The organism is Sphingomonas sp. Leaf242, assembly GCF_001422045.1.
Classification (GTDB): domain Bacteria; phylum Pseudomonadota; class Alphaproteobacteria; order Sphingomonadales; family Sphingomonadaceae; genus Sphingomonas.
This window is the reverse complement of the sequence record NZ_LMLW01000010.1, coordinates 162,206-187,650: the sequence shown is the minus strand read 5'-3', so window position 1 is coordinate 187,650 and position 25,445 is coordinate 162,206. Positions and strand designations below refer to the sequence as shown.

Annotated in this window: 28 protein-coding genes; 14 read left to right on the top strand and 14 right to left on the bottom strand. The window is 65.8% G+C overall.

From position 1 onward, the window contains the following. Nucleotides 1–113: 113 nt before the first annotated feature. The 5 genes from ASF09_RS15030 to secG all read right to left on the bottom strand — a co-directional run bounded on the left by ASF09_RS15030 (nucleotide 114) and on the right by secG (nucleotide 5,450). Entirely contained in the window at nucleotides 114–1,436 is a 1,323-nt protein-coding gene (locus tag ASF09_RS15030) for an outer membrane protein assembly factor BamB family protein (protein ID WP_056050849.1), read from the bottom strand. Further along, the gene (locus ASF09_RS15025; protein ID WP_056050851.1) at nucleotides 1,433–2,173 is read right to left on the bottom strand and encodes a tetratricopeptide repeat protein; all 741 of its coding nucleotides are present in this window, start codon (nucleotides 2,171–2,173) and stop codon (nucleotides 1,433–1,435) included. Before ASF09_RS15025 ends, ASF09_RS15030 begins: the two co-directional genes overlap by 4 nt. A 69-nt stretch (nucleotides 2,174–2,242) precedes the next feature. Continuing rightward, on the bottom strand, nucleotides 2,243–3,103 hold the full coding sequence (panB, locus tag ASF09_RS15020; RefSeq protein WP_056050853.1) for a 3-methyl-2-oxobutanoate hydroxymethyltransferase: 861 nt from the start codon (nucleotides 3,101–3,103) through the stop codon (nucleotides 2,243–2,245). Between the two features lie 231 nt (nucleotides 3,104–3,334). Next, the gene (locus ASF09_RS15015; protein WP_060526950.1) at nucleotides 3,335–4,969 is read right to left on the bottom strand and encodes a CTP synthase; all 1,635 of its coding nucleotides are present in this window, start codon (nucleotides 4,967–4,969) and stop codon (nucleotides 3,335–3,337) included. Between the two features lie 85 nt (nucleotides 4,970–5,054). Then, nucleotides 5,055–5,450, bottom strand: coding sequence for a preprotein translocase subunit SecG (gene secG, locus ASF09_RS15010; RefSeq protein WP_060526949.1), 396 nt, complete (start codon nucleotides 5,448–5,450; stop codon nucleotides 5,055–5,057). 234 nt (nucleotides 5,451–5,684) lie between these two features. On the opposite strand from secG, the gene ASF09_RS15005 reads away from it, so the two are divergent. The 8 genes from ASF09_RS15005 to eda all read left to right on the top strand — a co-directional run bounded on the left by ASF09_RS15005 (nucleotide 5,685) and on the right by eda (nucleotide 13,133). Continuing rightward, the gene (locus ASF09_RS15005; protein WP_056050858.1) at nucleotides 5,685–6,017 is read left to right on the top strand and encodes a MarR family transcriptional regulator; all 333 of its coding nucleotides are present in this window, start codon (nucleotides 5,685–5,687) and stop codon (nucleotides 6,015–6,017) included. Between the two features lie 142 nt (nucleotides 6,018–6,159). Next, nucleotides 6,160–6,363, top strand: a complete 204-nt coding sequence (locus ASF09_RS15000) for a hypothetical protein (protein ID WP_121884630.1) — start codon at nucleotides 6,160–6,162, stop codon at nucleotides 6,361–6,363. After that, nucleotides 6,360–7,283, top strand: coding sequence for an N-acetyl-gamma-glutamyl-phosphate reductase (gene argC, locus ASF09_RS14995; RefSeq protein WP_060526948.1), 924 nt, complete (start codon nucleotides 6,360–6,362; stop codon nucleotides 7,281–7,283). Before ASF09_RS15000 ends, argC begins: the two co-directional genes overlap by 4 nt. Before the next feature lie 45 nt (nucleotides 7,284–7,328). Continuing rightward, nucleotides 7,329–8,792, top strand: coding sequence for a glucose-6-phosphate dehydrogenase (gene zwf / locus ASF09_RS14990; protein WP_060526947.1), 1,464 nt, complete (start codon nucleotides 7,329–7,331; stop codon nucleotides 8,790–8,792). 124 nt (nucleotides 8,793–8,916) lie between these two features. Continuing rightward, nucleotides 8,917–9,621, top strand: coding sequence for a 6-phosphogluconolactonase (pgl, locus tag ASF09_RS14985; protein WP_060526946.1), 705 nt, complete (start codon nucleotides 8,917–8,919; stop codon nucleotides 9,619–9,621). A gap of 2 nt (nucleotides 9,622–9,623) precedes the next feature. Next, nucleotides 9,624–11,438 (top strand): phosphogluconate dehydratase, encoded by a 1,815-nt coding sequence (gene edd / locus ASF09_RS14980; protein ID WP_060527092.1) that lies wholly within the window; start codon nucleotides 9,624–9,626, stop codon nucleotides 11,436–11,438. A 121-nt stretch (nucleotides 11,439–11,559) separates the two neighbouring features. Then, nucleotides 11,560–12,528 (top strand): glucokinase, encoded by a 969-nt coding sequence (gene glk / locus ASF09_RS14975; RefSeq protein WP_060526945.1) that lies wholly within the window; start codon nucleotides 11,560–11,562, stop codon nucleotides 12,526–12,528. Beyond that, a complete protein-coding gene (gene eda / locus ASF09_RS14970; protein WP_060526944.1) occupies nucleotides 12,525–13,133 on the top strand; it encodes a bifunctional 4-hydroxy-2-oxoglutarate aldolase/2-dehydro-3-deoxy-phosphogluconate aldolase in 609 nt (202 codons plus the stop codon). Before glk ends, eda begins: the two co-directional genes overlap by 4 nt. A gap of 163 nt (nucleotides 13,134–13,296) precedes the next feature. On the opposite strand, the gene mltG is transcribed toward eda, so the two are convergent. The 6 genes from mltG to fabD form a co-directional block, all read right to left on the bottom strand. Then, nucleotides 13,297–14,265, bottom strand: coding sequence for an endolytic transglycosylase MltG (gene mltG / locus ASF09_RS14965; protein ID WP_060526943.1), 969 nt, complete (start codon nucleotides 14,263–14,265; stop codon nucleotides 13,297–13,299). 108 nt (nucleotides 14,266–14,373) lie between these two features. Then, nucleotides 14,374–15,636, bottom strand: coding sequence for a beta-ketoacyl-ACP synthase II (gene fabF, locus ASF09_RS14960; protein WP_060526942.1), 1,263 nt, complete (start codon nucleotides 15,634–15,636; stop codon nucleotides 14,374–14,376). Nucleotides 15,637–15,757: 121 nt separating this feature from the next. Next, nucleotides 15,758–15,994 (bottom strand): acyl carrier protein, encoded by a 237-nt coding sequence (locus ASF09_RS14955; RefSeq protein WP_031393971.1) that lies wholly within the window; start codon nucleotides 15,992–15,994, stop codon nucleotides 15,758–15,760. Between the two features lie 77 nt (nucleotides 15,995–16,071). After that, nucleotides 16,072–16,812 (bottom strand): 3-oxoacyl-[acyl-carrier-protein] reductase, encoded by a 741-nt coding sequence (gene fabG / locus ASF09_RS14950; protein WP_060526941.1) that lies wholly within the window; start codon nucleotides 16,810–16,812, stop codon nucleotides 16,072–16,074. An 11-nt stretch (nucleotides 16,813–16,823) separates the two neighbouring features. Next, nucleotides 16,824–17,240: a GxxExxY protein gene (locus ASF09_RS14945; protein WP_060526940.1), complete on the bottom strand. Its 417-nt coding sequence runs from the start codon at nucleotides 17,238–17,240 to the stop codon at nucleotides 16,824–16,826. A 30-nt stretch (nucleotides 17,241–17,270) separates the two neighbouring features. After that, a complete protein-coding gene (gene fabD, locus ASF09_RS14940) occupies nucleotides 17,271–18,230 on the bottom strand; it encodes an ACP S-malonyltransferase (RefSeq protein WP_060526939.1) in 960 nt (319 codons plus the stop codon). Between the two features lie 200 nt (nucleotides 18,231–18,430). Between fabD and ASF09_RS14935 the strand changes: the two genes are divergently transcribed. The 4 genes from ASF09_RS14935 to rplI all read left to right on the top strand — a co-directional run bounded on the left by ASF09_RS14935 (nucleotide 18,431) and on the right by rplI (nucleotide 20,217). Next, a complete protein-coding gene (locus tag ASF09_RS14935; RefSeq protein WP_060526938.1) occupies nucleotides 18,431–18,787 on the top strand; it encodes an RcnB family protein in 357 nt (118 codons plus the stop codon). Between the two features lie 160 nt (nucleotides 18,788–18,947). Further along, a complete protein-coding gene (gene rpsF / locus ASF09_RS14930; RefSeq protein WP_056050884.1) occupies nucleotides 18,948–19,382 on the top strand; it encodes a 30S ribosomal protein S6 in 435 nt (144 codons plus the stop codon). 2 nt (nucleotides 19,383–19,384) lie between these two features. Next, a complete protein-coding gene (rpsR, locus tag ASF09_RS14925; protein ID WP_031393978.1) occupies nucleotides 19,385–19,609 on the top strand; it encodes a 30S ribosomal protein S18 in 225 nt (74 codons plus the stop codon). Nucleotides 19,610–19,620: 11 nt separating this feature from the next. Next, nucleotides 19,621–20,217, top strand: coding sequence for a 50S ribosomal protein L9 (gene rplI / locus ASF09_RS14920; protein WP_056050886.1), 597 nt, complete (start codon nucleotides 19,621–19,623; stop codon nucleotides 20,215–20,217). 399 nt (nucleotides 20,218–20,616) lie between these two features. Here rplI and rmuC read toward each other — a convergent pair whose 3' ends face one another. From rmuC to recR, 3 genes are all read right to left on the bottom strand, one after another. After that, entirely contained in the window at nucleotides 20,617–22,068 is a 1,452-nt protein-coding gene (gene rmuC / locus ASF09_RS14915; protein WP_060526937.1) for a DNA recombination protein RmuC, read from the bottom strand. Nucleotides 22,069–22,500: 432 nt separating this feature from the next. Continuing rightward, nucleotides 22,501–23,025: a peptide deformylase gene (gene def, locus ASF09_RS14910; protein WP_060526936.1), complete on the bottom strand. Its 525-nt coding sequence runs from the start codon at nucleotides 23,023–23,025 to the stop codon at nucleotides 22,501–22,503. Nucleotides 23,026–23,056: 31 nt separating this feature from the next. Beyond that, the gene (gene recR, locus ASF09_RS14905; RefSeq protein ID WP_056052820.1) at nucleotides 23,057–23,653 is read right to left on the bottom strand and encodes a recombination mediator RecR; all 597 of its coding nucleotides are present in this window, start codon (nucleotides 23,651–23,653) and stop codon (nucleotides 23,057–23,059) included. A gap of 52 nt (nucleotides 23,654–23,705) precedes the next feature. Here recR and fmt point away from each other — a divergent pair, with 52 nt between their 5' ends. Together fmt and truA are read left to right on the top strand one after the other, a co-directional pair. Next, complete coding sequence (gene fmt / locus ASF09_RS14900; RefSeq protein WP_060526935.1) at nucleotides 23,706–24,632, top strand: methionyl-tRNA formyltransferase; 927 nt, start codon at nucleotides 23,706–23,708, stop codon at nucleotides 24,630–24,632. Further along, a complete protein-coding gene (truA, locus tag ASF09_RS14895) occupies nucleotides 24,629–25,375 on the top strand; it encodes a tRNA pseudouridine(38-40) synthase TruA (protein WP_060526934.1) in 747 nt (248 codons plus the stop codon). Before fmt ends, truA begins: the two co-directional genes overlap by 4 nt. Nucleotides 25,376–25,445 lie beyond the last annotated feature (70 nt).

The window sequence follows — 25,445 nt, the reverse complement described above, 5'->3', positions numbered from 1 at the left end:
CGGGGAGAGGGAGGGAGGAGCGAAGCGACGGAAGGGTGAGGGGAGTTTAGGCCGGCTCCCGAGCCTCACTCACCTCACCCTTCCCACCGCAAGCGCGGCGGGCCCCTTCGACGTCACCGGTATGCGGTGACCTTGCCCTTCTGGTCGAGCGTGTAGAGCGTCGAGTTGGCGACGATAGGCGACAACGAAAACGGCGTCTTGGTCTCGATCGTCGAACTCACCGAACCATCGGTCGGCGAGACGAAATTGATCTCGCCGCGCGAGTTGGTGAGCACGAGATGATTGCCGGCGAGGACCGGGCCGAACCACGTGATCGCATTGCTGCGCTTCTTCTCGTTCTGGAACCGCGGCAGCTGGGAAATCCAGCGTGCCTTGCCGTTCGAGCGCGAGAGGCAGACGAGCTTGGCGTCGTCGGTCACCACGAACAGCCACTCGCCCGCGATCCACGGAGTCGAGATACCTGCGAAGTTCTGCTCCCACAGCCGCTGGCCGGTCGCCAGTTCGAGCGCGACCATCCGGCCACCCTGTCCCACCGCATAGACGCGACCGCCGTCGATCACCGGCGCCGCGTCGATATCCGACAGGCTCGACACCGAGGTCGTGATCGACGTGCGCGACAGCGCGTCCTGCCAAAGGATACGGCCGTTCTCGTAGCGATAGGCGCTGAGTTCGCCGCTGGAGAAGCCGGCGACGACGGTGCCCTGGCTGACCGCTGGCGCCGCAACGCCGAACACGCCCTGCGTTTCGAGCGTGCCGGACTGGACCCACTGGACCTTGCCGTCGGTCTGGTTGAGCGAGAACACCTGGTTGTCCTGCGTCAGGACATAGACCGCGCCGTTGGCGACGGTCGGCGACCCGCGCAGCGGCGCGCCGGGTTTGGCCCGCCACAGGATCTTGCCATCCGCCGCGCTCATCGCGACGACATCGCCGACGCCGTCGGTGGCGTAGAGCTTGCCGTCGTCATAGCTGACACCGCCGCCGAAGCGCGCTGCACGGTTGATCTTGCCTTCGGTGATCGCCGCACTCCACAGCGCCGCGCCGGTATCCGCCTTGAAGGCATGGATCGTCGCGGTCACGTCGCTCACGAACAGCATGCCGTCGGCGACGACCGGTGGTGCACCGAGGCGCTCGCGGTTCGAGCCACCGTCGATCGACGCCTGCCAGGCGCGCTTGGGTTGGTCGCCGAGCGCGAGCTGGCCCATCGACTTGGCGGGGTTACCGCCGGGCTGCGCCCATGCGTCGTTGACCGCTGGCGCGGGCAGCAAGACCTGGACGTCGGCGATCGCCTTGTCGGTCTCGACCTGGTTTTCGGAGACCAGGATCGATACGCGGTCTCCCACCGTCGGGGTCTTTTTGCCGCCGCCCTTGAAGATACCACACCCGCTCAAGGCTACCAGCGCGGCGACGGCGACCGTCACCCGATATGTCTTCATCATTGCGCCTTGGTATCCTCGTTTGATGCAGCCGTTTTGGTCGTTCCGGCCCGCGCCTCGGTGCTCGCAACAGCGTCGACCCCCAGTACGCCGGCCATCTGAACCGCGCGTTGACGGATCGTGTCGGGCACGGTCGCGTCACGCGCGATCTGCCCGAACATCGTGCCGGCCTGCTGACGCTGGTTCATGCGAAGATAGGCGATCGCGACCATCTCGCCAGCGCTGCCCAGCCATGCGCCACCCGGTACCGCCAGCGGCCGCAGCCGTTCGACCACGACCTGGGGCTTCAACGTGTCGAACTCGGCCGACGTCTGGCGGACCAGCGCGAGATCGCGGAAGGGCTTGGCCAGCGACGTATCCGCGGCGATCGCACCGAGCTTGGCAGCGGCGCCCTTCAGATCGTCCTTCTGCAGCAGCACGTCGGCCTGCGTGAACTGGGCGAGCGCGCGGTAGCCGTCGCGGTTGGACTTGGCGAGTTCGGCCAGCGGCTTCGCAGCGGCCGCGGCGTTGTTCGCGCCGAGCGCGTCATACGCCACCTGAAGCTGTTCGCCCTCGACCCCGGCCGCTTCACCATTATGGTGCTGCCAGTACAGGAAGCCAGCGAGCGCGGCGAGCGCGGCGACGACGCCGATCGCGACCCAGACGCCCCAGTTCGTCCAGAACCCGGCGAGTTGGTCGCGTCGGAGTTCTTCGTCGACCTCGCGCAAAAATGCTTCATCGGTTTTCGGCGGGAGGGCCAAGGACAGCTCCGGAATATTGGGGATGGACGGCGCGGACCTTAGCCGCGCGGGAACCGAAACGGAAGCGGATCAATCCTTGGGCGCGTAGACCTGCTCCGGCCCCGGAAATGCGCGGCTCCGAACGTCATCGGCATAGGTCTGCGCCGCCGACGAGATCGTGTCGGCGATGTCGGCGAACCGCTTTACGAACTTGGCGGTGCGGTCGAACATCCCGAGCATGTCCTCGGCGACCAGGACCTGTCCGTCGCACTGCGCCGACGCGCCGATGCCGATCGTCGGGCACGCGATACTGTTGGTGATCTCGATCGCGATCGGCTCGACCACGCCCTCGATCACCAGCGCGAACGCCCCCGCCTCGGCGATGTCCTGCGCGTCGGCGACGATCTTGGCAGCCTCCTCCGGCGTGCGGCCGCGAGCGCCATAGCCACCGAGCACGTTCACCGCCTGCGGGGTCAGCCCGACATGCCCCATCACCGGAATGCCCCGCTCGGTCAGGAACTTGACCGTAGGCGCCATCGCCGTCCCGCCCTCGAGCTTCACCGCCGCCGCGCCGGTCTGTTTCAGCAGATACGCCGCGCTCTCGAACGCCTTCTCGGGCGACGCCTCATAGCTGCCGAACGGCATGTCGATCACCACGACCGCATGATAGCTGCCACGCACGACTGCCGCGCCGTGGGCGGCCATCATCTCGAGCGTTACCGGCACGGTCGATGGCAACCCGTAGATCACCTGCCCCAGGCTGTCGCCGACCAGCAGCATGTCGCAATGCGGATCGAGCAGCTGCGCGGTCCGCACCGTGTAGGCGGTGAGCATGACGAGCGGCGTTGCACCCTTCTGGCGACGAATCGCGGGCACGGTGAGGCGCTTCAGCGGCGCAGGCGTTGGATTGGCGCGACTCGTCGCGGTGTCGAGCGTGTAGGTCGTGGACATGCGGGCGTTCTAGCGACAGTCGGCGGGCTAGCCCAGCCGCCGAAATTTCAGACGCTGCCACGGTCGCCACTCGGACCGGGAAGAGCGGGAGCTTCCGACTGCAACTCTTCCCGGCGTCGCATTAGGAACGTGCGATGCGGCGTATGAACCTGCGCTGAGTGGGCTCGGCACCTACTCAGGCGGATGCATCCTCTGGGTACGCCTCCACTACCGCGAAGGCGTACCGACAAATCAGACCAAGCGGCTTTGCTTGACGGCGGCTTCGATGAAGCTGGCGAACAAAGGGTGCGGGTCGAAGGGTTTCGACTTCAGTTCGGGGTGGAACTGCACGCCGACGAACCAAGGGTGATCGGGGCGTTCGACGATCTCTGGCAGCGTGCCGTCGGGGGACATGCCCGAGAAGACGAGGCCGCCCTGTTCGAGCGCTTCCTTGTACCCGGTGTTGACCTCGTAGCGGTGACGATGACGCTCCGAGATCTCGGTGCCGCCGTAGATCGACGCCACCACGCTGTTGCCGTCGAGCTTGGCGTCATACGCGCCGAGCCGCATCGTGCCGCCCATGTCGCCTTCGGCCGCACGGGTTTCGAGACCTTCGCGGCCCATCCATTCGGTGATCATGCCGACCACCGGCTCGTCGGTCGGGCCGAACTCGGTCGACGACGCATTGGGGATTCCGGCGAGATCGCGCGCGCCCTCGACGCAGGCCATCTGCATCCCGAAGCAGATCCCGAAATACGGGATTTTTCGTTCGCGGGCGAACTTGACGGAGGCGATCTTGCCCTCCGCGCCACGCTCGCCGAACGCACCGGGGACCAGGATCGCGTCGCACGGCTCGAGCTGGCCGGCGATGTCGCTCTCGGCGTTCTCGAACAGTTCGGCGTCGATCCAGCGGACGTTGACCTTCACGCGATTCGCGATGCCGCCATGGACCAGCGCCTCGTTGAGCGACTTGTACGCATCCTGAAGCCCGACATATTTGCCGACCACGCCGATCGTGACTTCGCCTTGCGGGTTGGTCAGGCGGTCCATGATCTCGGTCCAGCGCGACAGATCGGGCGCCTCGGCAGGTTCGATCCCGAACGCGCGGAGCACTTCGATGTCGAGGCCTTCGCCGTGATACTGGAGCGGCACCGCGTAGATGCTCTTCGCGTCGAGCGCCGGAATGACCGCGCTGGCGGGGACGTTGCAGAACAGCGCGATCTTGGCGCGCTCCGACGGCGGCAGCGGATGTTCGCAGCGGCACACAAGCACGTCGGGCTGCACGCCGAGCGCGGCGAGTTCGCGGACCGAATGCTGCGTCGGCTTGGTCTTCAGCTCGCCGGCGGCGGCGATGTACGGCACCAGCGTCACGTGGATGCTGATCGCGTTGCCGCGGCCTTCCTCGTTCTTGAGCTGGCGAATCGCTTCGATGAACGGGAGCGATTCGATATCGCCGACGGTGCCGCCGATCTCGCAGAGGATGAAATCGATGCCGTCGGTCTCGGCCCGCGCGAACGCCTTGATCGCGTCGGTGACGTGGGGGATGACCTGCACGGTCGCACCGAGATAATCGCCGCGACGCTCGCGGGTGATGATCTGCTGATAGATACGCCCTGAGGTGACGTTGTCCGACTGGCGCGAGGGAACGCCGGTGAAGCGTTCGTAATGGCCGAGGTCGAGATCGGTCTCGGCGCCGTCGTCGGTTACGTAGACCTCGCCGTGCTGATACGGCGACATCGTGCCGGGATCGACGTTCAGATACGGATCGAACTTCCGAATCCTGACGGTATACCCGCGTGCCTGGAGGAGAGCGGCAAGCGATGCCGCCATGAGACCTTTACCGAGCGACGAAACCACGCCCCCGGTGATGAAAATGTACCGAGCCATGGGAAGAGTCTCGTAGCGTGTGTTGGGGACGAACGACAAGAGCCCCGCGGATCACGCGGGGGCCTTTTATCGGCGAATGGAGTGTTTAGCGGGCGAGTGGGACCGCGCCGTTGTCGGCCGGAGCCGTAGTGCCGGCTGGAACGCCAGCATTTTCTGCGCCACCGGCAAACGGAGCCGCATCACCCTTGGGCTGCGCGGTCGGGACGGCCGTTGCCGCCGCCGGAGTGCGGGCAAGCGACGTGTCGATCGTGGTGGTGCGGTGATTCGCCGCGAGGACCGCGAGCAGGATCGAGAACAGCACAAACATCGTCGCAAGAACGCCGGTCGCGCGGGTCAGGAAATCGGCCGCGCCGCGCGCCGACATCAGGCCCGACGGACTGCCGCCCATGCCCAGACCGCCGCCTTCCGAGCGCTGCATGAGGATCACCGTGACGAGGGCGGCCGCGATGATCGCGTGGATGACGAGCAGAAAGGCGAACATTGCGCGGAAAACCCCGGAACTTTTGCGAAGGCGCGCACATAGGCGACGTCGCGGTTTCGATCAACCGCAACACGGGCTCCGCATATCGCAAGCCAATCGCAAAACTACGGAAACATGACGTCCGGGCGGCGTTGTGAACCCGTAACGACGCTCATGACTGGGCATCGTGTTTATAAATTCAGATGGCGGATCAACGCTGTGGCATCAATGGCAGCCAATACCTTATCGACCTGGATGACCGCTCTGGTGGACTACGTCCGTTCGGGCGAACCCGATCTGACCAATCGGCAGATGGCGCTTCTTCTGCTCGTATATCTCAAACCGGGGCCACATACGGTGCGCGGCCTGGCCCGCGCGCTGAACGTATCGAAGCCGGTCGTCACGCGCGCCTTGAACAGATTGGGTGCCCTCGGCTATCTGCGCCGACAACGCGACGATAGCGACAAGCGCAACATCTTCGTCGCGCGCACCACCGAAGGGGCAGATTTTCTTGAAGAGTTCGGGCAATTCATCGGCGACGGCCCCGCCCCTGCTGGTTCCAACGGGCGCGCAGCCGCTCACGCTTGAGCCATTCGACGACCAGGCCCGTACGAGCTTTTCGCTGACGGGCCGCTCGGTCGAACTCGACCCGCGTACGCACGCGGTTCGCCGCGATATCGCCGACATTCGCCTCGCCGAATACGTATTCGCTCCACACTACGCCGTGCCGATGATACGGCCCGTCGCGCGCACAGCTTTGTTGCGCAGCGGACGAGACGAAGCGAGCGATACGATGGTCGACCTCAACCCTGGCGACAGTTTCGAAGTGCTGGAGATTGCCGGCGTGTCCGCGTGGGGCGTTGCGCGTCCGAGCGGGCTGGTCGGCTATGTCGAGGCCGCTGCGCTCGACCTTTCGACGACGGACGCGGCATGACGACGGTCTTCATTGATGGGGCGGTCGGCACCACCGGACTCGAGATCCGCGAACGGCTCGCCGGACGGACCGACATCACGCTGACGTTGCTGGCGGAGAACCGGCGCAAGGATCCGGCGGCGCGGCGCGAGGCGCTGAACGATGCCGATTTCGTCATCCTCTGCCTGCCGGACGACGCATCGCGCGAAGCCGTCACGCTGATCGACAATGCGCGCACCCGCGTCATCGACGCATCGAGCGCACACCGCGTCGCTGCCGGCTGGACCTACGGCTTCCCCGAGTTGCCAGACCAGGCGGATAAGGTTGCGACCGCGACGCGCGTGTCGAACCCCGGCTGCTATCCCACTGGGTTCCTCGCGCTCGTCGCGCCCCTGGTCGCGGCCGGTCTCATCCCCGCCGACCTCCCGCTGAGCGTCAACGCGACCTCTGGTTACTCGGGCGGCGGCAAGGCAATGATCGCGGCGTTCGAGAATGACGAGCCGGCGACGGCGTTCCGCGCCTACGCGCTAGGCCTTGCGCACAAGCATATCGCCGAGATGACGCAGCATGCGGGCCTAACGCACGCACCGATCTTCGCGCCTGCGGTGGCGAACACCTACCGCGGCATGGTCGTCGAAGTGCCGTTGCACCTCCACGCCCTGCCCGGCCGGCCTACGCTCGCGGCGATCGAAGACGTACTGTGCGCCGCATTCGATGGCTCGAAGCTCGTCTCGGTTGCCACCGGCGATATCGGATCGGTCGATATCGAGGAGAACGCAGGGACCGATCGTCTGACGCTGCGGGTCTGCGGCAACGACGCGGTCGGGCATGCGCGGCTGATCGCGACGCTCGACAATCTGGGCAAGGGCGCCGGCGGTGCTGCGGTCCAGAACCTCAACATCATGGCCGGGGTCGATCCCGTAGCCGGCCTCGTTTTCTAGGACCGGCGTTCTTCGCCCGGCCCATCGGCAAATCCAGGAGCTTTCATGCACCGTAATCCCGTAGCCAAGCTGCTCCTGTTCGGCGCGACCGGCGATCTCGCACAGCGCATGCTGCTGCCGTCGCTCTATGGCCTGCACGCCGACGGGTTGCTGCCCGAGGAACTGACGATCACCGGTGCCGCGCGTCACGAGCATGACGACGAGGATTACCGGAAGTTCGCCAAGAAGGCGCTCGACGAGTTCCTGCCCGAGGATCGCAAGGACGAAAGCGCGATCGGGACGTTCCTCGACCGGATCTTCTACCAGCCGACCGATCTGTCGGACCCGGCGAGCTTCCAGCCGCTGGCGGACAAGATCGGCGATATCTCGGGCGGTCTCGCGATCTATCTGTCGACCGCACCTTCGTTATTCGAGGCTGCGATTGAGGGTCTGCACAAGGTCGGACTCGCCGGCGAGACGGTCCGCGTCGGCCTCGAGAAGCCACTCGGCTACGACCTGGAGACGAGCCGCGAGATCAACGATGCAGTGGCGAAGGCTTTCCCCGAAGAGCGGACCTACCGGATCGATCATTATCTCGGCAAGGAAACCGTCCAGAACATCCTCGCGCTGCGCTTCGGCAACTCGTTCTTCGAGCCGGTGTGGAATGCTCAAGGGATCGACAACGTCCAGATCACGATCTCCGAGACCGTCGGGCTCGAAGAGCGCGCGGGCTATTACGAAACCGCGGGTGCGCTGCGCGACATGGTCGCCAACCACATGCTGCAGCTTCTTGCGCTGATCGCGATGGAGCCGCCTGCACGGTTCGAGGGCACCGACGTCCGCGACGAGAAGTCGAAGGTGTTCCGTTCGCTGCGGATGATCAAGCCCGAGGAAGTGCCGAACGTCACCGTGACGGGACAGTATGGCGAAGGCGCGGTGAAGGGGAAGTTCGTCAAGAGCTACTCCGACGAACTCGGCCAGGCTTCGACCACCGAGACGTTCGTCGCGATCAAGGCGCATGTCGATAACTGGCGCTGGCAGGGCGTGCCGTTCTACCTGCGCACCGGCAAGCGCATGGCGACGCGTCGCAGCGAGATTGCGATCCAGTTCAAGGCGGTGCCGCACTCGATGTTCGCCGGACGTGGCGGGTTGCTCCAACCCAACATGTTGATCATCCGCCTCCAGCCGGAGGAATATATCCAGCTGCTCGTGATGGCGAAGGAGCCGGGTCTCGACCGCGAGGGCGTCCGCCTGCGCGAAGTGCCGCTGAACCTCAGCATGGATGCCGAGTTTGCAGGGTCGCGTCGGCGGATCGCGTATGAGCGGCTGCTGCTCGACCTGATCGAGGGCGACCAGACTTTGTTCGTGCGGCGTGACGAGGTCGAGGCGCAGTGGACCTGGATCGACGCGATCCGCGAGGGCTGGAAGGCCAACGCGATGAAGCCCAAGAGCTATGCGTCGGGCAGCTGGGGTCCGTCGGCCGCGATCGCGCTGACCGAGCGCGACGGCGTGACCTGGCAGGACGACTGAGTTTCAGAGGGGGAATACTATCCCCTGCCCGTTCGCCCTGAGCGAAGTCGAAGGGTAGCCCGCTTGTGGCATTGTCCTTCGACTTCGCTCAGGACGAACGGAAAAGTTTTCAAGGAAAGATCGAATGACCGAAATCGAATGGTGGGAATATGACGACGCGGGCGAACTCGCCAATGCGGTCGCGGGTGATATCCAGTTCGTCATCGAGAGCGCGCTCGACGCGCGCGGCTCGGCGGTGATCGCGCTGGCGGGCGGCAAGACGCCGATGACCGCGTATGAGAAGCTCGCCCAGGCGAAGCTCGACTGGAAGAAGGTCACGATCATCCCCGGCGACGAGCGCATCGTGAAGCTCGGCGATCCATTGTCCAACGTGACCGCGCTGGCGAAGATCTTCCTTCCCAAGGGCGCGCGCGTGAAGCCGATCGTTCCCGAGGCGATGTCGGACTACAAGGCGGCAGGTCGTTCGGCGGATGCGCTGATGCAGGACCTGCACTGGCCGCTCGACTTCTGTCTGCTCGGCATGGGCAGCGACGGACACACCGCGTCGATCTTCCCCGGCCCCGATTACGACGAGGCGCTGAGCGGTCCCAAGGAACGTCGCGCGCTCGGCGTGATGCCCGATCCGCTGCCGCCTGAGGCTCCGCTCGCGCGCGTGACGTTGTCGGCGGCGGCGATCGCTTCGTCGAAGGCGCTGATGATCATGATCACCGGCGACGCGAAGAAGAAGGTGCTTGAGCAGGCGATCGAACAGGGGCCGTCGTCGTCCTACCCGATCGGCCGCGTGCTCGCCGAAGTCGAGCTGCCGGTCGACGTGCACTGGGCGCCGTGACGATGCTCAACGCCGTCGTCTCCGCGGTGACCAACCGGATCATCGAGCGCTCACGCGACAGCCGCGCCGCCTATCTCACGCTGATCGAGCGCGAGGCGGCGGCGCAGGTCCGGCGTCCCGGCCTCGGCTGCGCAAACCTCGCGCATGCCTATGCCGGGACCGAGGAGGACCGCGACGCGATGAAGGCCGATGCCGGCATGAACATCGGCATCGTCACCGCGTATAACGACATGCTGTCGGCGCACGCGGTCTATTATCGCTACCCGGAGCTGATGAAGATCTGGGCGCGCGAAGCGGGCGCAACCGCGCAGGTCGCGGGCGGCGTACCGGCGATGTGCGACGGCGTGACGCAAGGCTATCCGGGGATGGAGCTGTCGCTGTTCAGCCGCGACACGATCGCACTGAGCACCGCGATTGCGTTGTCGCACGGGACGTTCGAAGGCGCGGCGCTGCTCGGCATCTGCGACAAGATCGTGCCGGGCCTGCTGATGGGTGCGCTGCGCTTCGGGCATCTGCCGATGGTGCTGATCCCGGGCGGCCCGATGCCAACGGGCTTGCCGAACAAGGCGAAGGCCGCGGTTCGCGAGAAGTTCGCGGAAGGGTTGGTCGGTCGCGACGAACTGCTCGAAGCCGAGATCGGCGCGTATCATTCGAAGGGCACGTGCACCTTCTACGGCACCGCCAACACCAACCAGATGATGATGGAGGTGATGGGCCTCCACATGCCGGGCGCGGCGTTCGTCAATCCGGGCACCAAGCTGCGGCAGGAATTGACGCGGGCGGCAGTGCACCGGTTGGCGAAGATCGGCGCGCGCGGCGATTCGTATCGGCCGCTCGGGCATTGCGTCGACGAGAAGGCGATCGTGAACGCCGCGGTCGGCCTGCTCGCGACCGGCGGCTCGACCAATCATCTGCTTCACGTGCCGGCGATCGCTCGCGCGGCGGGGATCATCATCGACTGGGAGGATTTCGACCGCCTGTCCTGCGCGGTCCCGCTGATCGCGCGCGTGTATCCCAACGGCTCGGCGGACGTGAACGCGTTCGAGGCTGCCGGGGGCATGCCCTACGTGATCCGCGAACTGCTCGGCGAAGGGCTGCTGCACGGCGACATCATGACGATCGGCGGCGAGGACCTGTCGGCGTATGCGAAGACCGCGGTGGTTGAGGGCGACACACTCGCTTGGCGCGATACGCCGGATAGCGGCGACGAGACGATCCTTCGTCCTGCGACCGCGCCGTTCTCGCCGGATGGCGGGATGCGGATTCTCGCGGGCAATATCGGCCGCGCGTGCATCAAGGTGTCGGCGGTCGAGCGCGAGCGCTGGATCGTCGAGGCGCCGGCGATGGTGTTCGACGATCAGCTCGACGTGATCGAGGCGTTCAAGCGCGGCGAGCTGGAGAAGGACGTCGTCGTCGTCGTGCGGTTCCAGGGGCCGCGCGCGAACGGCATGCCGGAACTCCACAAGCTGACGCCGCCGCTGGGGGTGTTGCAGAATCGCGGATTCAAGGTGGCGCTGGTCACCGATGGCCGGATGTCGGGTGCGAGCGGGAAAGTGCCTTGCGCGATCCATTGCTCGCCCGAGGCGCTGCTCGATGGTGCGATCGGGTTGATTCGCGATGGCGACATGATCCGGGTGGACGCGGTCAACGGTACTCTGGAGGCGCTGGTCGACGCGGACGTATGGGCGACGCGCGAGATGGTCGCGATACCGCCACCGGTGAGCGGCATGGGCCGTGAGCTGTTCGGCATGTTCCGTGGGCTCGCCGACGAGGCTGAAAAGGGCGCGTCGGCGATGCTGGCTGGGGCTGGGCTTTAACCCCCCGTCACCCCGGACTTGTTCCGGGGTCCACCGTTCCGCATAGGCATCGGCGGTAGAATTTGCGGCACCGTGGATGCCGGAACAAGCCCGGCATGACGGGTGTGAGAGGAAGCGTGACATGGAAATCGTAGCGGCAGATATTGGCGGGACGCACGCCCGCTTCGCGATCGCCGAGGTCGAGAACGGCCGCGTCGTTTCGCTCGGTGAGCCGGCGACGCTGAAGACCGCGGATCACGCGTCGCTCCAGACCGCGTATCAGGCGTTCGAGGCGGGCCTCGGCCGCCCCCTCCCCCGCGCGTTGGCGATCGCGGTCGCGTCGCCCGTCGCGAACGACGTCATCCGGCTGACCAACAACCCGTGGATCATCCGCAAGTCGCTGATCACCGAGCGGTTGAAGGCGGACCAGTGGGTGGTAGTCAATGATTTCGGCGCGGTCGGTCATGCCGTCGCGCAGGTGCCGAGCAGCGACTTCATCCATCTCTGCGGGCCCGATACGCCGCCGCCATCCGAGGGCGTCACGACGATCTGCGGCCCCGGTACCGGGCTCGGCGTCGCGCAGTTGCTGCGACGCAAAGACGGCTATCAGGTCCTGGAGACCGAGGGCGGCCACATGGACTTCGCCCCGCTCGACGGGATCGAGGATGCTTTGCTCAAGCGGCTGCGGAAGACGTTCACGCGCGTTTCGGCGGAGCGCGTCGTTGCTGGACCTGGCATCGTCGCGATCTACGAGACGCTTGCCGCGCTGGAGGGCCGCGCGGTGCCGAGCCATGACGACAAGACGATCTGGACCGAGGCGATCGACGGCACCGATTCGATCGCGCTTGCGGCACTCGACCGGTTCTGTCTCGCGCTCGGCGCGGTCGCAGGTGATCTGGCGCTGGCGCAAGGCGCGAAGGCGGTCGTCATCGCCGGCGGGCTCGGCTTCCGGATCAAGGATCGCCTGATTCGCTCGGGCTTCGACCAGCGCTTCGTCGCCAAGGGTCGCTTCCAAGGCATGATGGCGGCGATGCCCGTCAAGCTCATCACCCATCCCCAGCCCGGCCTGTTCGGCGCCGCGGCCGCCTTCGCACAGGAACATACGCAATGACCGTAACTATCGCAGACATCATGCAGACCAGCGCCGTCATCCCGGTGCTGGTGATCGAGGACGCGGCGCTCGCCCGACCGCTCGCCGAAGCGCTGGTCGCGGGCGGCTTGCGCGTGCTCGAAGTGACGTTGCGCACCGGCGCGGCGCTTGAAGCCATCGCCGAGATGAAGAAGGTGCCGGGCGCGATCGTCGGCGCAGGCACCGTGGTGAACACGCAGCAGTTCGCACAGGTCCGCGATGCGGGGGCGGAGTTCATTGTCTCGCCCGGCCTGACCGAGCGCCTCGCCACGCCGATCATCGAGAGCGGCATTCCGTTCCTGCCGGGGATCGCCAATGCGGCGGACATCATGACCGGGCTCGATCTGGGGCTGACGCACTTCAAGTTCTTCCCAGCCGAGGCGAATGGCGGGTTGAAGGCGCTCAAGGCTCTCGCCGCGCCGTTCTATCAGTGCAGCTTCTGCCCGACCGGCGGGATTACCGAGGCCAGCGCGCCGGAGTGGCTGGCGTTCAAGCCGGTGCTCTGCGTCGGCGGGAGCTGGGTGACCGGCGGGACGATGGCGGAGATCGAGATCAAGGCGCGCGCGGCTAACGCTTTGCGGGGGTAATTCCCCCCCGGCACGGGGAGGGGGACCGCGATGCGAAGCGGCGGGGTGGAGGGGGAGTGCCACGAGCGTACCGCCCCGCGGGATCCCGCCCCACTGCTGGTGCGCTCGCGGCGAGCCCCCTCCACCATCCTGCGGATGGTCCCCCTCCCCGTTCCGGGGAGGATTACATCTCGCCGCGGGCTTTGCGGATGGCGTACCATTTTTTCACGTTGGCATTGTGCTCTGCCAGCGTGTTCGCGAATACGTGGCCGCCGGTGCCGTCTGCTACGAAATAGAGCGCGTTCGTTTGGGCCGGGTCAAGCACCGCGTCGATCGAGGCACGGCCGGGGTTGGCGATCGGGCCGATCGGCAGGCCGGCTTCGGCATAGGTGTTGTAGCCGTTCTTCGCGTGCAGTTCCGACCGCAGGATGCGGCGGCCTAGCGGACGGCCCTTGGTGATCGGGTAGATCACGGTGGGGTCCGCCTGAAGCGGCATGCCGCCCCGCAGGCGATTGCCGTAGACCGCGGCGACGGTGCGGCGTTCGGAGGGCTTGCCGGTTTCCTTCTCAACGATCGAGGCGAGGATGATCGCCTGTTCGGGGGTCGTCACCGCGATGCCAGGCTTGCGCGCGGCCCAGGCGGTGGCGAGGTAGGTCTTCATCGCCGCCTGCATCCTCGTGACGACCGATGCGCGGGTGTCACCGGCCTGGAAGGCGTAGCTGTCGGGGAGAATCGAGCCTTCCGCGGGGACGGGCACGGTGCCGGTCAGGCCGTCGGCCTTCATCAGCGCGTCGTGGACGAGGACGGAAGGATAGCCTTCGGGGACGACGACGAGGCGCTGGACGACCTTGCCGCCCTGCATCAGCTTGAGGATGTCGGACTGGCTGGCGTGCGGCGCGATGCGGTATTCACCGGCCTTGATCGGGTCGCCCGAGCCGAACACGCGCGCGTACAGGCGGAAGCGGCGGGCCGAGGGGATCGCGCCGGCCTTTTCGAGTTCGGTGGCAGCGCCGGCCAAAGTGCTGCCTTCGCCGATCTGGACGGTCAGCGTGCGCGGTGCTGGGCCAGCGCCGCCCCAGCCTTGGACGACCAGGAACAGCGCGACGACTGCCGCCAGGCCGATGATCAATCCGAAACAGCCGACCTTGCGCATTGGTACTCCTTGGACCCCCGCGAAGGCGGGAACCCAGTCTGGGCCCCCGCCTTGGGCCCCACCAAAGTATTACTTTGGTGGGTGACCCTTCGCGGGGGAACAAGGTTTTTAGCGGACCTTCGTCATCACCAGCGACGCGTTGGTGCCGCCGAAGCCGAACGAGTTGTTCAGCACCGCGCGGACTTCACGCTTCTTGGCGACGTGGGGCACGAGGTCGACGCCCACGCAGCTGTCGCTCGGATTGTCGAGGTTCAGCGTCGGCGGGACGATCTGGTCACGCAGCGCGAGGATGCAGAAGATGCTTTCGACCGCGCCAGCGCCGCCGAGCAGATGGCCGATCGCGGACTTGGTCGACGACATCGACAGGCCCGAAATCGCATCGCCGAACAGGCGGCGGACCGCACCGAGTTCGAGCTCGTCACCCAAAGGCGTCGAGGTGCCGTGCGCGTTGATATAGTCGATGTCCTCGAGCGCGAGGCCCGACTTCTTGATCGCCATCTGCATCGACCGGAACGCGCCATCGCCTTCCGGATGCGGCGCGGTCACGTGGTATGCGTCGCCCGACAGGCCGTAACCGATCACCTCGGCATACATCTTCGCACCGCGTGCCTTGGCGTGTTCGTACTCCTCGAGCACCAGCACGCCCGCACCCTCGCCCATCACGAAGCCGTCGCGATCCTTGTCGTAAGGACGCGAGGCCTTTTCGGGCGAATCGTTGAAGTTGGTCGACAGCGCGCGTGCCTGTGCGAAGCCAGCGATCCCGAGCGGGCAGACGGTGCCCTCCGCGCCGCCCGCGAGCATCACGTCGGCGTCGTCCATCGCGATCATCCGCGCTGCATCGCCAATGGCGTGCGCGCCGGTCGAGCAGGCGGTGACGACCGCGTGATTCGGACCGCGCAGGCCGTATTTGATCGAGACCTGACCCGAGATCAGGTTGATCAGACGGCCGTGGACGAAGTGTGGCGAAACGCGACGCGGGCCCTTGGTGTGGAGGACGATCGATTCGCTCTCGATGCCCGGCAGACCGCCGATGCCCGAGCCGATCGACACGCCGGCACGCCAGCTCTCTTCGAGCGTCATCTCGGTCAGCCCGGCGTCTTCCAGAGCCTGGCCGGCGGCGTCGATGCCGTAGATGATGAACGGATCGACCTGCCGCTGGACCTTGTGATCGACCCGCTTGCCGGGGTCGAAGCCATATTCGTGGTCGGCCGGTTTCACCTCGCAGGCGATGCGGCACACCTGATCCGACGCGTCGAAGCGCGTGATCGGGCCCGCGCCCGACTTGCCGGCGAGGATATTCGCCCAGGCCGTTTCAACATCCGCCCCCAGAGGGGTGACCAGGCCTAGCCCGGTTACGACGACACGCCGCATGGCTTCAAACTCCGTCTGCTCTCAAAACGAAACGGCTCCCCGCCCTCTTTGCCCAAGGACGGGGAGCCGCTCAAATCACACCCTTCAGGGCAGGTCCAAAGGTTTGAACCCTAGACCCTGATCAGGCCTTGTGCTCGTCGATGTAGGTGATCGCATCCTTGACGGTCGCAATCTTCTCGGCGGCATCATCGGGGATCTCGACACCGAATTCTTCCTCGAACGCCATGACGAGTTCGACGATGTCGAGGCTGTCTGCGCCCAGGTCGTCGATGAAGCTCGCGTCCTCGGTCACCTTGTCGGCTTCGACGCCGAGATGCTCGACGACGATCTTCTTCACGCGGTCAGCTGTCTCGCTCATGGTAGTTCCCTCTTCAAATCTGGGGGTTTTCGGTATTTCCTGAACGCACCTAGAACGCGGTAGTTCAGCGCGCAAGTTCAGATCATCGCCATCCCGCCGTTCACGTGCACGGTTTGTCCCGTGACGTACCCGGCTTCACGGCTAGCGAGGTACACGATCGCCGCGCCGATGTCTGCGCCTTCGCCAAGCCGACCGGCGGGAATCTTCGCGGTGAGCGCGGTCTTCTGCGCGTCGGGCAGCGCGTCGGTCATCGGCGAGGTGATGAAACCGGGTGCGACGCAGTTGACGGTGATGCCGCGGCTGGCGAGTTCCTGCGCCATCGATTTCGACATGCCGATCAGGCCGGCCTTCGATGCCGCGTAGTTCGCCTGGCCGGGATTGCCGGTGACGCCGACGATCGAGGTGACCGAGATCATCCGGCCGAAGCGCGCCTTCATCATCGGCTTGGCAGCGGCGCGCATGAGGCGGAACGCGGCTTCGAGATTGACGCGGATGACGCTGTCCCACTCGTCGTCCTTCATCCGCATCGCGAGATTGTCGCGCGTGACGCCGGCGTTGTTGACGAGGATGTCGAGCTTGCCACCGAGCGCTTCGACGGCTTGGGGGACGAGCGCGTCGACTGCGGCTGCGTCTGAGAGGTTGCAGGGGAGTGCGACGTGGTCGCCGCCGAGGCTGGCGCGGAAGGCTTCGAGCTTGTCGGCGTTGGAGCCGGATACGGCGAGGCGCGCGCCCTGGGCGACTAGGGCCTTGGCGATCTCGGACCCGATCCCGCCGGATGCCCCGGTGACGAGGGCGGTCATGCCTGTGAGGTCGAACATTTTAGTCTCCATCAGATTTTGTTCACGCGAAGGCGCGATGGCGCGAAGGGGGTGTAGCCGTTGACGATCCGACGGAGCCCCTCCTTCAGCGTCTCGCCTCCGAAGTTGATCAGCAGCCCCAAGGGCTGTTTGGTTAGTCGCAGATAGGTCAGCAGTTGCTTTGCATGAACGGCATTCAGTCGCTCGACCGATTTGATTTCAACCAGTAGCTGGTTGCCAACGATGAGGTCGATCCGGAACGCCGCTTCGAAATGCAGCCCTTCGAAATCGATCGAGACAGAGCGTTGCCGCTCGACCTCATATCCCAGACTGGCGAGCTGGCTCGCCAACACAGTCTCGTAGACGCTTTCGAGCAATCCAGGCCCAAGCTCCCGGTGAAGGCGAAGCGAAACATCAATGACGTCGGAAGCGGCAGCCTCGAGATCCATCGTCTTTGCGCCTTTGCGCCTTCGCGTGAATCACATCTTCTTCACGAATCCCTCGATGTCGTCCATCGTGATGACGCTCGTCGTTTCGGCGTCGGGGGTGATGCGCTTGACCATCGGGCTGAGGACCTTGCCGCCGAATTCGACGAAGTGGTCAACGCCCGCCGCGTGCATCGCTAAAACCGATTCGCGCCAGCGGACCATGCCGGTGACCTGCTGGACCAACAGGTGACGGATCGCCCCCGGGTCGGCGACGGCGGTGGCGTCTACGTTGGCGAAGACGGGGACCAGGGGCGCGCGGAGGTCGGCGTCTAGAAGCGCGGCTTCCATGGCTTCGGCGGCGGGCTGCATTAGGGGGCAGTGGAAGGGGGCGGAGACGGGCAACAATACCGCACGCTTGGCGCCTAGGTCCTTGGCCAGTGCGATCGCCTTTTCGATGGCGAGGCGGTGGCCGGAGATGACGACCTGCGAGGGGTCGTTGTCGTTGGCGACGGTACAGATCAGTTCGGGACCGCCCTCTGCGAGGATCGCGTCGACCGCGGCGCCAGCGACCACCTGCGCCTTTTCGAGGTCGGTGCCGAGCAACGCGGCCATCGCGCCCTCACCTACCGGGACGGCGGCCTGCATCGCGCGGCCGCGGAGTTTCAGGAGACGCGCGGTGGTCGACAGATCGAGCGCACCGGCGGCGCACAAGGCGGTATATTCGCCGAGGCTATGGCCGGCGACGTAGTCCGCCTTGTCGGCGAGGCGGATGCCGCCTTCCTTCTCGGCGACGCGCAAGGTGGCGATCGCGTTCGCCATGATCGCGGGCTGCGCGTTCTCGGTGAGGAGCAGGTCGTCCGCGGGACCTTCGCTCATCAGGCGGAACAGGTGCTGGCCGAGCGCCTCGTCGACTTCGGCGAAGACCTCGCGGGCGGTGGCACTGGCGTCGGCGAGCGCCTTGCCCATGCCGACAGACTGGCTCCCCTGGCCGGGGAAGATGAACGCGCGCATGATCTCTCCTGTGTGTTCGGTCTTCGTTTGAGCGCGGGGCCTATAAAGGTGCGCGGCGAGTTGCAACCTGAACGAACCCGGCGACCTTGCGACAATATGCGACCATTTCGCCGACCTTGCGACAATCGCCTGCGACAATCGGCTCGCAGATTATGGAGGACGCCGCAGCAACGGCGCCGTGTTTCAAACGGGAGATTATCATGAAGACGTTCATCCTCAGTGCGCTTGCCGCCACCCTAGTTGCCAGCCCCCTGCTCGCCGCAGCGCCTGCCGAAGCGCAGCAGCGTCGCGAAGTCACCACCGTGCGCCACAACGACAACGGCCGCACCGTCGTTACCAAGCGCACCGTTGTCCGCACGCCGCAGTATCGCAACTGGCGCGCCGGCCAGCGCTTCGATCGTCGCCAGGCGCAGAACTACCGGGTCATCACCACGTACCGCAACTATCGCCTTGCACCCCCGCCCCGCGCGCATCAGTGGGTTCGCTCGGGTCGTGACGCGATCCTGATCGACGGTCGCGGCAACGTGGTCCAGGTTCGTGGCGGCGCGTTCCGGTAACACCTACCATTACCTTGCCTTTGCCGGATAATCGGCTAAGGCCCTCTGCAACCGGGGTGAGAGATTCGCGTCTCTCGCCCCTGTTTGCATTCTAGACGACAGCCGGAGGGGTGCACGCATGGGGCGTGTATCAGCGATCGGCCAAGACGAAGGACAAGACATGGCTCTTTACGAGCACGTGTTCCTTGCGCGCCAGGATCTGGCACAAGCGCAGGTGGACGCACTGGCGGAAATCGCCACCAAGATCGTGAACGACAACGAAGGTCGGGTCGTAAAGACCGAGAACTGGGGCCTGCGTTCGCTCGCGTACAAGATCGCCAAGAACCGCAAGGCGCACTATGTCATGCTCGAGATCGATGCCCCGGGCAGCGTGATCGCAGAGCTGGAGCGCCAGACCCAGATCAACGAAGACATCATCCGTTACATGACGGTCAAGGTCGACACCCTCGAAGAGGGCCCGACCGTGATGATGCGCAAGCAGGATCGTGACCGCGAGCGTCGTGGCGACCGTGAAGGTGGCCGTGAGGGCCGTCCCGATCGTGGCGATCGTCCGGACCGTGGTCCCCGTCGTGACCGCGAAGAGGGAGCTGAATAAACATGGCACGTCCATTCTTCCGCCGCCGCAAGAGCTGCCCGTTCTCCGCCAAAGACGCTCCCCGGATCGACTATAAGGACGTCCGGTTGCTGCAGGGCTTCGTGTCCGAGCGTGGCAAGATCGTCCCGTCGCGTATCACTTCGGTGGCCGCAAAGAAGCAGCGCGAACTGGCCCAGGCCATCAAGCGCGCGCGTCATCTGGGCTTGCTGCCCTACATCGTTAAGTAAGGAGCGCCCACATGGACGTCATTCTGCTTGAGCGCGTCGAAAAGCTTGGTGCTATCGGCGACGTGGTGAAGGTCAAGGACGGTTACGCACGTAACTTCCTGCTTCCCAACAAGAAGGCGCTTCGTTCGAACGAAGCCAACCGCAAGGTGTTCGAGTCGAACCGTGCGAAGATCGAATCGGACAACGCATCGCGTCGCAGCGATGCCGAGACCGAAGCGAAGACCTTCAACGACGCGACCGTGACCCTGATCCGTCAGGCGTCGAACACCGGTCAGCTCTACGGTTCGGTCGCGGTTCGCGATCTGGTCGATGCGCTGGTGGCCGATGGTCACAAGGTCGGCAAGTCGGCGATCGTGCTCGACAAGCCGATCAAGGCGATCGGTGTCTACACCGTCAAGGTGTCGCTGCACCCCGAGGTGTCGGTGGCCGTCAAGGTCAACGTTGCCCGCTCGCCTGAAGAGGCCGAGATGCAGGCTTCGGGCGTCGACGTGATGTCGTCGATGTTCGAGCGCGACGAGGCTGGCTTCGTCGAGGATTACGATCCGAACGCAGAGCCCGGCGCGACCGCCGAAGCTCCTCGCGACCAGGAGGAAGAAGCGCAGGGTTGATCCCTTCGCTTCCCTTCTAGCCGATACAGAAAGGCCCGCCCGGAGTGATCCGGGCGGGCCTTTTCTTTCGTGCTTTTGCGGCGGGTGTCAGGGGCAGGTTACGCAGGCGCCGATCATTGCTGCGAAGGGGATGAGGGCGCAGAGGATGGGGACTAGGTGTTTCATGACCGGATGACTCTTGGGGGTGTTATCCGGTTAATGCGCGGGATGTGGAAAGGTTGCCGAGAGGTGAACGATTTTTGTACCGATCGGTTTCTGGTGCGGAAGAAGCCACCCTCCACCACCACCCCGGCGAAGGCCGGGGCCCAGTTGAGAAAGCTAAAGTAACGGATCGCAGCGTCCATCATCCGCGTCCGCCAACTGGGCCCCGGCCTTCGCCGGGGTGGTGGTAGTGGAAGGTCAGCTTTCGACGTTCTCCGGCTTCTCGATCAGCGCGGGCCCCTCGCCTAGCGCCAGCGCGTCTACCGATGACACGTCCTCCAGATCCCGCGCACCCGTTTCGATGTTCAGGTCGCGGAACTTGCGCCCCGTCACCATCAGGCGGCCGTTGAACGAGTTGGTGAAGCCGTTGAAGTTCTTCACCGCGCTGTTGAGGCCGACACCGACTTTGCGCAGGTCGTCCGCGACCTTGGCGAGGCGATCGTGCATTTCCTTGCCGAGCTCGCCGATCTTGCGCGCTTCGTTGGCGAGTTTTTCCTGGCGCCAGACCGCCGCCACGGTGCGGGCGATCGCGATCAGGTTCGTTGGGGTTGCCAGCAGCACGCGCTTTTCGAAGGCAAAGTCCCAGAGCGTCGGGTCGTGTTCGAGCGCGGCGGAGAGGAAATGTTCGCCGGGGACGAACATGATGACGTAGTCGGGCGTGTCGGCGAACTGGCTCCAATAGGCCTTGTTGCCGAGGCCGTTGACGTGTGCGCGCATCGAGGCCGCATGGGCGGCTAGGCCGATCAGGCGCTCGGCGTCGTCGACCGCGCCGAACGCGTCCTGGTACGCGTTGAGCGAGACCTTTGCGTCGATCACCAGCGCGCGACCGCCGGGGACGCGGATGATTGCGTCGGGGCGTAACCTTGCCCCGTCGTCGCCGACCGCGACCGAGACCTCGGTCTGGAAGTCGGTGTGTTCGCTGAGGCCACAGGTTTCGAGGACGTTCTTCAGCTGCTGTTCGCCCCAGCGGCCGCGGGACTTGGGGGCGTTGCGGAGGGAGTTGACAAGCTTGGCGGCTTCGGTGGAGACCTTTTCCTGGCCGAGGCGCATCTGTTCGATCTGGCCCTTGAGGTCACCGAACGCGTCGCGGCGCTCGGCCTCGACCTTGGCGACGCCCTCTTCGTAGCGTTGCAGGCGGTCGCTGACGGGTTGCAGCATCGACTTGAGGTTGAGGCCGGCGGATTCCTCGGACTGGCGGAAGCGAGCGTCGGCGCGTTCGAGGAAGGTCTTCTGCGCGTCGCTCAGCAGCTTGTTGGCGACGTCGCCGAACTGCGCGGCCATGACGTCCTTCGCCTCGCGGAGCTCGAGCAGGCGGGCTTCGAACGCCTCGCCTTGTGCTTTCAGTGTGGCGATTTCGGTGCGGGCGGCATCGCGGTCGGTGCGGATCGCTGCGAGGTCGAGGCGCAGGCGGTCGGTGTCGGTGGCGCGCTCGGCGTTCTGCGCGCGGAGGGTAGCGAGGTCCTGCATCGCGGCGTTGCGTTCGCGCTCGACGGCGTCGCGCGCGGTGCGGATGAGGTCGGCGTCGGCGACCTTGGTTTGGGCGACGGCGAGTTCGCTGGCTAGGGTGGCGGCTCGGCGGGAGGCTAGCAGCCAGCCGAGGAGGATGCCGGCGGCTAGCGCGAGGACGGCGATGATGGCGAACTCAGCCATTTTGCACCCGCGAATTTAGCTGGAAGTGCACAAAGTGCAGACGCTGGCGCAGCATTTTCTTAGGGGAGAATGTGCGCATCGGCGAGCGGGTTTGGAAGCGAGATGGAGACGTCATGCGTGGAACATACGTCGAACGGTTGATGTAGGACAATCGGAATATGTTGTTCTTCCGCGGAGGCGGGAGTCCTGGGTTATGAGCAGTGGCGCTTGTGGTCCTGGGCCCCCGCCTTCGCGGGGGAACTAGGGGGGGAGACACCTTCTCCACCAGCACCACCCCGGCGGAGGCCGGGGCCCAGTTGGGGGACGTCGCTAACTGAGCGCGGAGCGTAGTTACTGCGGCCTTTCCAACTGGGCCCCGGCCTTCGCCGGGGTGGTCGCGTGTTGGGTGATTGGGGGCGTGCTCTCAGATACGCTCTAAGAGCCCCCCGCCCCTCACCCCAGCTTGCGCTGCTTCGCCAGCTTCTTCAGCACCATGTCGCGCTTGAGGCGGCTGATGTGGTCGATGAACAAGACGCCGTCGAGATGGTCGATCTCGTGCTGCATGCAGGTCGAGAGCAACCCGTCGAAATCCTCTTCGTGCGCAGCACCGGTCTCGTCGAGCCACTTCACGCGGCACCGCGCCGGGCGCGCCACCTCGGCATATTGCTCCGGAATCGAGAGGCAGCCCTCGTTGTACGTGGAGACCTCGTCGCTGACCGACAGGATCTCGGCGTTGATATACGCCTTGGGGTTCTTGATCGGCTTATCGTCCTCATCCTTCTCCTCCTGGAGATCGATGACGAGGACGCGCAGCTGTACGCCGACCTGGGTCGCCGCAAGGCCGATGCCGTTGAAGTCGTACATCGTCTCGATCATGTCGGCGACGAGCGTGCGGGTGGAGTCGTCGACCGTCTCCACCGGCTCGGCGACGAGGCGCAGGCGGGGATCGGGGACTTCGAGAACGGTCATGACGGTCATCCTGCGCAGCTAGGTTCCGCGCGGGGGTGCGTCAAGCCATTGGCCGCCTTGCCCTTAACGCCTGCGCCAGCGTGCCCTCGTCGAGATAGTCGAGTTCGCCGCCGACCGGCAGGCCGTGCGCGAGCTGGGTGACGCGAACGGGGAAGCGTTCGATGCGCTCGGCGATGTAGTGTGCGGTGGTCTGGCCTTCGAGCGTGGCGTTCATCGCGAGGACGACCTCGTCGATGCCGCCGGCTTCGATGCGGCGGACGAGGCTGTCGATGCTCAGGTCCTCGGGGCGGATGCCTTCGAGTGCCGACAGGCGCCCACCGAGGACGTGGAAGCGGCCGGGGAACAGGCGGGAACGGTCGAGTGCCCAGAGATCTGCAACCTCCTCGACCACGCACAGCGAACGTTGGTCGCGGCGCGGGTCGGCGCAGATCGCGCAGGGGTTGGTGGTGTCGACGTTGCCGCAGGTCGAGCAGTTCTCCAGCCGCTCGTCTACCGCGGTCAGTGCCTCGCGCAAGGGACCCAACGCCGCGTCGCGCTTCTTGAGCAGATGCAGCACGGCGCGACGTGCGGACCGGGGGCCGAGGCCGGGGAGCCGGGCCAGCGCCTGCGTCAGCGCCTCGATCTCGGGGGATGCCATAGGGAACAGATAGGGGGTTGCGCGGCTCCCCGCCAGCGTGTTCGAGAGGGCCATGCGGATCATCTTCATGGGAACGCCGGACTTCGCAGTGCCGGTGCTGGAGGCCCTCGTCGCGGCGGGGCATGAACTGGTGGCGGCGTATTGCCAGCCGGCTAGGCCAGGGGGGCGGCGTGGGCGCGAGTTGGTGCCGTCGCCGGTGCAAGTTCGGGCGGAAGCGCTGGGCATCGAGGTGCGGACGCCGGTGTCGTTCAAGGCGTCTTTGCCGGAGGGGCTGGAGGCTCGCGAGGCGTTTTCCGCCTTGGACGCGGATGTGGCGGTGGTTGCGGCCTATGGTCTTATTCTGCCTCGCGCGGTGCTGGAGGCGCCGCGGTTCGGGTGCCTCAATGTGCACGGGTCGCTATTGCCGCGGTGGCGCGGCGCGGCGCCGGTGCAGCGGGCTATTCTCGCGGGCGATGCCGAGACGGGCGTGGGGATCATGCAGATGGAGGCGGGTCTGGATACCGGCCCGGTTCGGCTCGAGGGACGCACGCCGATCGTCGGCAAGACCGCGGGGGATCTGACGTCCGAACTCTCGGCGATGGGGGCTCGGTTGATGGTCGAGGTGCTGAGCGATCTCGACGCCTACCCTGCCCGGCCGCAACCCGCGGAGGGCGTTACCTATGCGGCGAAGATCGACAAGGCGGAGGCGCGGATCGATTTCGAGCGGTCGGCGGTCGAGGTCGAGCGGCTGGTACGGGCGATGAACCCGGCGCCGGGGGCGTGGTTCGAGCATGCCGGCGAGCGGGTGAAGGTGCTGGCCGCGGACGTGCTGCCGTTCTCGTTTCTTGGGTGCGAGGGTCTGACGGTCAACGGCGAGCTGACGATCGGGTGTGGCGACGGGGCGATCCGGCCGACCCTAGTGCAGCGCGCTGGGCGTGGCGTGACCTCGGCGGAGGAAATGCTGCGCGGGTTTGCGATCCCGTCGGGGACGCAGCTTTGACGCGGTTCGCGTTGACGGTGGAATTCGACGGGCGGCCGTTCATGGGCTGGCAGCGGCAGAAGCATGGGCCGAGCGTTCAGGCGGCGCTGGAGGCGGCGGTGTTGAAGATGACCGGCGAGACCGCGTCGGTACAGGCGGCGGGGCGGACCGATGCGGGTGTGCACGGGATCGCGATGCGTGCGCATGTCGACATTGCGAAGCCGCTCGCGGCGTTTCGGTTGATGGAGGGGCTGAATGCGCTGGTGAAGCCGGCGCCGGTGTCGGTGCTGGCGTGCGAGGTGGTCGACGACGATTGGCATGCGCGGTTTTCGTGCGTCGGGCGGTCGTACGAGTACCGGATCGTCAACCGGCGATCGCCGCTGACGTTCGAGGCGGGGCTGGCCTGGCAGGTGCCGCAATTGCTGGATGCAGACGCGATGGCGGAGGCTGCCGGGGCGCTGGTCGGGCGGCATGACTTCACGACGTTTCGGTCGGCGCATTGCCAGGCGGATAGCCCGGTGCGGACTCTGGACCGGCTTGAGGTGGTGCGGGAGGGGGAGCGGCTGTTCGTCTATGCGGCGGCGCGATCGTTCCTGCATCATCAGGTGCGGTCTATGGTCGGATGTCTGGCGCTGGTGGGTATGGGGCGTTGGGCGGTTGGCGATGTTGCGGCCGCGCTGGAGGCGAAGGATCGGGCGATGCTGGGGCTCAATGCGCCGCCTGACGGGTTGTTCTTCGTGAGTGCGGTTTATCCGGAGATTTAGCCAGCGGCTTTGATCGCCACGCTTATCCTCCCCTGGAAGGGGAGGTGTCGCGTAGCGACGGAGGGGTATC

Bases quoted from the DNA above. Each gene is read 5' to 3' on its own strand.
- ASF09_RS15030 (WP_056050849.1), bottom strand. From the start codon at position 1,436: ATGATGAAGACATATCGGGTGACGGTCGCCGTCGCCGCGCTGGTAGCC.
- panB (WP_056050853.1), bottom strand. From the start codon at position 3,103: ATGTCCACGACCTACACGCTCGACACCGCGACGAGTCGCGCCAATCCA.
- ASF09_RS15015 (WP_060526950.1), bottom strand. From the start codon at position 4,969: ATGGCTCGGTACATTTTCATCACCGGGGGCGTGGTTTCGTCGCTCGGT.
- secG (WP_060526949.1), bottom strand. From the start codon at position 5,450: ATGTTCGCCTTTCTGCTCGTCATCCACGCGATCATCGCGGCCGCCCTC.
- ASF09_RS15005 (WP_056050858.1), top strand. From the start codon at position 5,685: ATGACCGCTCTGGTGGACTACGTCCGTTCGGGCGAACCCGATCTGACC.
- ASF09_RS15000 (WP_121884630.1), top strand. From the start codon at position 6,160: ATGATACGGCCCGTCGCGCGCACAGCTTTGTTGCGCAGCGGACGAGAC.
- argC (WP_060526948.1), top strand. From the start codon at position 6,360: ATGACGACGGTCTTCATTGATGGGGCGGTCGGCACCACCGGACTCGAG.
- zwf (WP_060526947.1), top strand. From the start codon at position 7,329: ATGCACCGTAATCCCGTAGCCAAGCTGCTCCTGTTCGGCGCGACCGGC.
- pgl (WP_060526946.1), top strand. From the start codon at position 8,917: ATGACCGAAATCGAATGGTGGGAATATGACGACGCGGGCGAACTCGCC.
- edd (WP_060527092.1), top strand. From the start codon at position 9,624: ATGCTCAACGCCGTCGTCTCCGCGGTGACCAACCGGATCATCGAGCGC.
- glk (WP_060526945.1), top strand. From the start codon at position 11,560: ATGGAAATCGTAGCGGCAGATATTGGCGGGACGCACGCCCGCTTCGCG.
- eda (WP_060526944.1), top strand. From the start codon at position 12,525: ATGACCGTAACTATCGCAGACATCATGCAGACCAGCGCCGTCATCCCG.
- mltG (WP_060526943.1), bottom strand. From the start codon at position 14,265: ATGCGCAAGGTCGGCTGTTTCGGATTGATCATCGGCCTGGCGGCAGTC.
- fabF (WP_060526942.1), bottom strand. From the start codon at position 15,636: ATGCGGCGTGTCGTCGTAACCGGGCTAGGCCTGGTCACCCCTCTGGGG.
- ASF09_RS14955 (WP_031393971.1), bottom strand. From the start codon at position 15,994: ATGAGCGAGACAGCTGACCGCGTGAAGAAGATCGTCGTCGAGCATCTC.
- fabG (WP_060526941.1), bottom strand. From the start codon at position 16,812: ATGTTCGACCTCACAGGCATGACCGCCCTCGTCACCGGGGCATCCGGC.
- ASF09_RS14945 (WP_060526940.1), bottom strand. From the start codon at position 17,240: ATGGATCTCGAGGCTGCCGCTTCCGACGTCATTGATGTTTCGCTTCGC.
- fabD (WP_060526939.1), bottom strand. From the start codon at position 18,230: ATGCGCGCGTTCATCTTCCCCGGCCAGGGGAGCCAGTCTGTCGGCATG.
- ASF09_RS14935 (WP_060526938.1), top strand. From the start codon at position 18,431: ATGAAGACGTTCATCCTCAGTGCGCTTGCCGCCACCCTAGTTGCCAGC.
- rpsF (WP_056050884.1), top strand. From the start codon at position 18,948: ATGGCTCTTTACGAGCACGTGTTCCTTGCGCGCCAGGATCTGGCACAA.
- rpsR (WP_031393978.1), top strand. From the start codon at position 19,385: ATGGCACGTCCATTCTTCCGCCGCCGCAAGAGCTGCCCGTTCTCCGCC.
- rplI (WP_056050886.1), top strand. From the start codon at position 19,621: ATGGACGTCATTCTGCTTGAGCGCGTCGAAAAGCTTGGTGCTATCGGC.
- rmuC (WP_060526937.1), bottom strand. From the start codon at position 22,068: ATGGCTGAGTTCGCCATCATCGCCGTCCTCGCGCTAGCCGCCGGCATC.
- def (WP_060526936.1), bottom strand. From the start codon at position 23,025: ATGACCGTCATGACCGTTCTCGAAGTCCCCGATCCCCGCCTGCGCCTC.
- recR (WP_056052820.1), bottom strand. From the start codon at position 23,653: ATGGCATCCCCCGAGATCGAGGCGCTGACGCAGGCGCTGGCCCGGCTC.
- fmt (WP_060526935.1), top strand. From the start codon at position 23,706: ATGCGGATCATCTTCATGGGAACGCCGGACTTCGCAGTGCCGGTGCTG.